The organism is Legionella stuttgartensis, assembly GCF_977063405.2.
On sequence record NZ_CDRUHA020000014.1, the window covers coordinates 1 to 5,376 of the forward strand.

Genomic DNA, 5,376 nt, shown 5'->3' on the forward strand with positions numbered 1-5,376 from the left:
CTCAATGATGCTTATAAAACCCAACTCCTTTAATATCAGTCCACAACGTGGTTTGGTGGCAAAGGAAGCATTGATCGACACGGGCTTCATGCTCATGAGCCACTTTTTTTGAAATCATATTAAAATGTTCCATATAATGACTGGGTGGCGCTTGATGGCATTGAGCACAATCCATTGAGCGCGGGGATGGGTGTCTGAATTCAGAGATGTTCCAATGAGCCGTTTCATGACAAGCAGCACAATCGTCACCAAATAACTTAAAGTGCTTGTCTTTGCTTTGATGGCAAGAGGAACAGCGTAAGGTCAGTTCTTGAGGTGATAAATGGGGATTGACCAGTACGGTTGGCCTATTGGATTCATTCTGTGCTAAAAAGAGTGTAACCTGATTAATTAACTGTTCTTCTTCATCATTTGCCTTTGAAAAGGCATTGAGTTGCTGCAGCCCTAACGAAACCAAAGCATTATGATCCATCTGAGTCAGGCGTGCGCTCTTGCCCTGATGCTCTGTATGACACGCGACACAACCGCCTATGTTGGCATGAAATGAGGTTGGCTGGCGTTTTAAAAGAGATTCGTTGTTGGCATGACAGACGATACAGTTTACTGCCTCAACCCCTTTCACTGGGGTATGACACGCAGTGCAGTTGTGACTTAAAAACGAATGGGCCTTGGAGAGTTCTCCAGGGTTTGCCATTCTTTGCCACTCGGCCAATTGAATCAAACTGCTTGCCTCATCTCCATGATAGGACAGGTAATAGGCTACAAAAGACAGTGCTGCGATTACCATAAGGGCAGCGAGGATGGCCCGGCTAAGCTTCATTGAAACCACCTTAATCCAAAATAAATCCCAGACCACACGTGCAGACCGAGCAGAACATACAATACCAGCGCTATAATAATGTGACATGTTAACCATTTTTGAAACAGGCGCTTGAAGTGCTCGTGAAAACGAATGGCGTATTCCAGCTCAGAGATGGCATCCGCTAAGCACAAAGCGCGTACCTCTGCCGACTTGATTAACTGACCATCCAATGCGGTGTCTTCAAGCAGCCAGGAAAGAAAGCGAGCTGTCATAAGATGTAATTTCCCGATGTTCTTATTAGAGTGTGCGCTTGCTTGTAGTTCTTGAGCCACGATTTGGTATTGTTTTTGTAATCCCATCAGGATAGTCTTTTTTTCATCGATTTCCTGACTCATAAAGCCCATGAGATAACGGCCAATAAAACCACTGAGCGTGACAATGAGCGTCATGGCAGTCAAAGCAATGCCTAGCGCGCTATTAAATTTATGCCCAGTATGAATCAAGACTAAAATGGAACCAATAATGCCTGCATAAATATGCCATGACAATAGGGCATTCATGGACACATACTGCGTTACCCAATTCTTCACAAATGAAATGCGTTTAACAAAGAGGTAGAGGAGCGGAATCAGCATCAATATCGAACCACTCACGCCAAACACACCACCCCAAAAACTCCCGGCAAAACGAGAAGACGTATGGACGGCAAAGCCTAACCACGTGATAAGCATTAACAGGATTAAGCCCAAAACCACCATACGTCCTTGCGTATTCATTAAGCATCCACCTCAATGTTTTGAGTCGCCTTGGCCTGACACGCTAAGATAAGCCCTCGTTGTTTGTCTTCTTTTGAAAGAGCATCTTCACAGGCCATGGTCACTTCTCCAGACAGCAAGGGTACTTTACATAACCCACATTGACCTGTTCGACACGCATTATCAATAGTAACCCCATTGGCTTCAGCGATTTCAAGTACGGTGTGGTCTGGCAAAATCGGAACCATTTTGTTGGATTTTCTAAAAGAAACCATCGCATGAGTATCGGCTTTGATGGATTCCAAGTCTTCTTGTGCTATTTCGGGTTTCTTTTCTGGTCCAAATGCTTCCGTTAGAATCGAATTTGCGGGCACGTTAAGCTCTTTTAAGATAGCAAGGATAGCTTCCATCATCGCGGGAGGGCCACAAACATGGATGCGATGAGAAGCAATATCAGGGACAAGATGGCTGATGATATTCTTGGTAAAGAAGCCTTGTAATCCCATCCAAACAGTTCCCTCTGAACGCAGCATCGAGGCATACACATGGAGATTCAGGTATCTTTCTTGAAGTTGCTCTAATTCTTCGCGAAAGATAAATTCATCTGTAGTGCGACAACAGTACAGCAAATAAATGTCATTGTGCCATCCAATATCGGTGAGATAGCGGATGATACTCATCATTGGGGTAATACCAACCCCTCCACAAATCAGTACAATGCTTTGTGCCTCTTCACCAGTAAAAGTAAATTTACCATTAGGCCCCATCACCTCCAGTAAATCCCCTTCCTTAATTTCGTCATGCAAATAACGAGAAAATAAGCCGTGCTCTTCTCGTTTGATCGTGATGGCACAATAATGCAATTGGGTTGGGGTAGACGCCATGGTGTAACTGCGCCTGATTGTTTTATCTTGAATCACCGCGGTAAGCGTAATAAACTGACCAGGATAATAGGTAAATGGCAAAGCCACCTCATGAAGTGACGCTAAATGAAACGTTTTTATTCCTGGTGCTTCTTGGAAGATACGACAAACACGAAGTTGTCCTTCCCATTTCTCTTCCGGTTCGGTGAGCGATCTCATGACTGGAAATTGCGGGACTGGGCATTTATGAGCGGGACAGGTAGGAGGAGTAGTTGGGGCAGTTTCTGATGGCACTTTAGACACTTTAGAGGATTTACTGGGCTCTACTGGTATTAAGGAAGGGGTTGGTTCGGGTGTTTTTGAAGATTGGGGTGGTGTCTCTGAAGAACCAGCCGTATTTTGTTTTGTTAAGCGATCAAGCAATGCAGCCGCTCTTCTCATTTTGAAAAAATACATCCAAATCATGACCAAAAAAAACAAACTAAATAGAGCGATAATCGTTAAATGAAAAAAAGGACCACCTAAGACATTCTCGGCTTGGGGGCTGCTTGGAAGAAGATTCATTTCTTGTTTAAACCACTGCAAGGCGATGTCACGAGGATTTTTTCCTTCAGTCAGTGCACGAAGGGTGGCCAGGGCACTCTCGTATTGCACAATCCCTTCCCGTAATTTTTCTAATGCTTTCTGCATCTTAGCGTAATCGTTATTGTTGGATGCAGACAAAAGCTCGCTAAGTCCACTTTTCATGAGCGCAATACCTGAGGTGATGCGCTGGTGTGCCCTTTGTTGAATCTCCAGGCGTTTTTCGGGGGATAATATGGGTAAACTCATTAAAGAGGGGTAAAGTTCCTTAGAGGAGGTACCGATGCTTTTCATCATACCACTCATTCCCTCGCCTTCTTTCTCCTTTTCTCCTGGATGATGTGCGGCATGTTCATCCGCGGTGGGTTGAGCAAAGGAGACAGAAGCCACCGCCAACAGGAACGCAACGGATAATGTTTGAACCCATCGAAGTAAGGTAAACTTTTTAGTGTATTGAAACAGCATCCTTTCCCTCCAAAGCTCACTTAACCTGTCAATTCATCAAATGGTTTAAGTGGAGCAGTCCACACGAGTGTTTTCGCGCCTCATATGAGTCTATCTCATATTCTGTAACCGATTTCCAATAACTCAAAAAGGTATGACTACGAATTCATGGAATAATTCATTCCATTAGAGCTCTTGCATAACCTGCATCTTTTTCTTTATTGCTGCGTTACAAAGGGTTCTATTGATTAGAAACTCAATCTAATCAGTATATTATAGTTTACCTTGCCTTTCTATGTGGGCTCATGACCAATAATCGCTTCGGCGCTTTGTAAAATATTCTGAATTTCTTCGGTAATTTCTTCTTGGCGCAGTAAATTGAGACGATGGTTTAATGCATTTTTTTTATGTTCCAAGCGATCTAATGCCTGGTTTAAATGAAACAGTCTTTGATGATTCTCCGCAAAAAACGATTGGTAAAAGATCGAATAACACTTGGCCAGTAAATAATGCTCCACCAAGTCAGCGAAAAACTGGTCTTTGGATACATTCAAAACAGGTGGTATAGAAAACTGATGCGTAGGACGTGTATCCAATTCTTCAAAGGGCTGCCAGGTTTTTACTTGAATTTGATTTTGCTCTTCTTCATTGAAAAGAATAGTCCATTGCCAAGAATGCCATGTCTTATTTCTTTGTAATAAGGCTTTTTCTAATGCGTGTAACACGTTTGAAATCACGGCTGGGATTTCTTCAATGGCATTGGGTCCATCTATTGTGGCGATGACACGAGAGTCATTCGCCATTTTTAAGGCCAGCTTATGCCCCACAAGAACGAGCATCGGTTCTAATTCAGCATGTTGCTCTTTGCGCGCTTCTAACTGATGAAGTACATTATCATTAAAAGGGCCACAAAAGCCTCGTTCTGAGCCAATAAGAATTGAAACCAAAGGGTGATTTTCTTGTTGATTCATGGGGGGCATGGGATAGAAACTTAAAAAATCTTGGCTCACCTCACGAATGGTTTGAATGACTTGGTCCTGCATGGCAAGAAATTGAGTGATTTTGCCTGTTTCAATTAAAGAAAGATTTTTCATGGCCGTCATGATGTTGCCAATTTCTTCTAAGGAATGAACATGTTCTTTTAGTTTCGTTCGCTTGGTCATAATACATCCCAGTGGTCAATGAGACTCATTATTTTGGATAAGAAGTCCGTTCTATGCCATTAGCCATTCTTTTATCGCCTGTTTCCATTGTGCTTTTGGGCTTCCCAAGGATAAATTACTCTGTTTTATTTCTTCCTCTATTTTTTTGAGGATTTGGGGGATGTCTTCTAACTTCAATTCATCAAAGAACCCCTCGTTGTAGGCAATAAGCCATGCGAGTTGAAATTCAATAGGTAGTGGTGCGCATCGTTCTTGTTTCAGAATTTCTCTTAAAACGCGCCCCTTTTTAATCTGCTTTTGCATTTTGGTATCCAGTTTCGCCCCAAAGCGAGTGAACAGTTCCAAATCAAGAAATTGCAGGTAATCGAGTTTCATTCGACCGGCTTCTTTTTTAATTTGCGGATGCTGCGCTTTACCACCGACTCGTGAGACTGATTGGGTGATGTCAATGGCGGGAAGAAATCCAGAAGAGAATAAGGATTCATCAAAAAAGATTTGCCCATCGGTGATGGAGATGAGATTCGTTGGAATATAAGTAGCCATTTCACCTTCTTTGGTTTCAATAATAGGCAACGCGGTCATACTGCCGCCGCCCATAGCAGGGGAAAGACAGGTGGAGCGCTCTAATAAACGGGAATGCAGATAAAAAATATCCGCAGGAAACGCTTCACGTCCAGGAGGTCTACGCAGTAAAAGGGACAGTTCACGATAACTATTGGCATGAGCACTCAAATCATCATAGACCACCAGGGTATCTAAGCCCTTTT

The 5,376-nt window shown here is 43.0% G+C and carries 4 protein-coding genes and 1 pseudogene; all 5 read right to left on the minus strand.

Features of this window, described 5'->3' with window-relative positions; genetic code table 11:
- Nucleotide 1: 1 nt before the first annotated feature.
- Complete coding sequence (locus ACWTEW_RS05415) at nt 2-820, minus strand: hypothetical protein (protein ID WP_454783603.1); 819 nt, start codon at nt 818-820, stop codon at nt 2-4.
- Nucleotides 817-1,578: a hypothetical protein gene (locus ACWTEW_RS05420; RefSeq protein ID WP_454783604.1), complete on the minus strand. Its 762-nt coding sequence runs from the start codon at nt 1,576-1,578 to the stop codon at nt 817-819. The genes ACWTEW_RS05415 and ACWTEW_RS05420 overlap by 4 nt, the downstream gene beginning before the upstream one ends.
- Nucleotides 1,578-3,467, minus strand: a complete 1,890-nt coding sequence (locus ACWTEW_RS05425; RefSeq protein ID WP_454783605.1) for an FAD-binding oxidoreductase — start codon at nt 3,465-3,467, stop codon at nt 1,578-1,580. The genes ACWTEW_RS05420 and ACWTEW_RS05425 overlap by 1 nt, the downstream gene beginning before the upstream one ends.
- A gap of 272 nt (nt 3,468-3,739) precedes the next feature.
- Nucleotides 3,740-4,609 (minus strand): F0F1 ATP synthase subunit gamma, encoded by an 870-nt coding sequence (locus tag ACWTEW_RS05430; protein WP_454783606.1) that lies wholly within the window; start codon nt 4,607-4,609, stop codon nt 3,740-3,742.
- Between the two features lie 51 nt (nt 4,610-4,660).
- A pseudogene (locus ACWTEW_RS05435) lies at nt 4,661-5,376 on the minus strand (F0F1 ATP synthase subunit alpha); the annotation flags it as partial.

Bases quoted from the DNA above. Each gene is read 5' to 3' on its own strand.
- ACWTEW_RS05415 (WP_454783603.1), bottom strand. From the start codon at position 820: ATGAAGCTTAGCCGGGCCATCCTCGCTGCCCTTATGGTAATCGCAGCA.
- ACWTEW_RS05420 (WP_454783604.1), bottom strand. From the start codon at position 1,578: ATGAATACGCAAGGACGTATGGTGGTTTTGGGCTTAATCCTGTTAATG.
- ACWTEW_RS05425 (WP_454783605.1), bottom strand. From the start codon at position 3,467: ATGCTGTTTCAATACACTAAAAAGTTTACCTTACTTCGATGGGTTCAA.
- ACWTEW_RS05430 (WP_454783606.1), bottom strand. From the start codon at position 4,609: ATGACCAAGCGAACGAAACTAAAAGAACATGTTCATTCCTTAGAAGAA.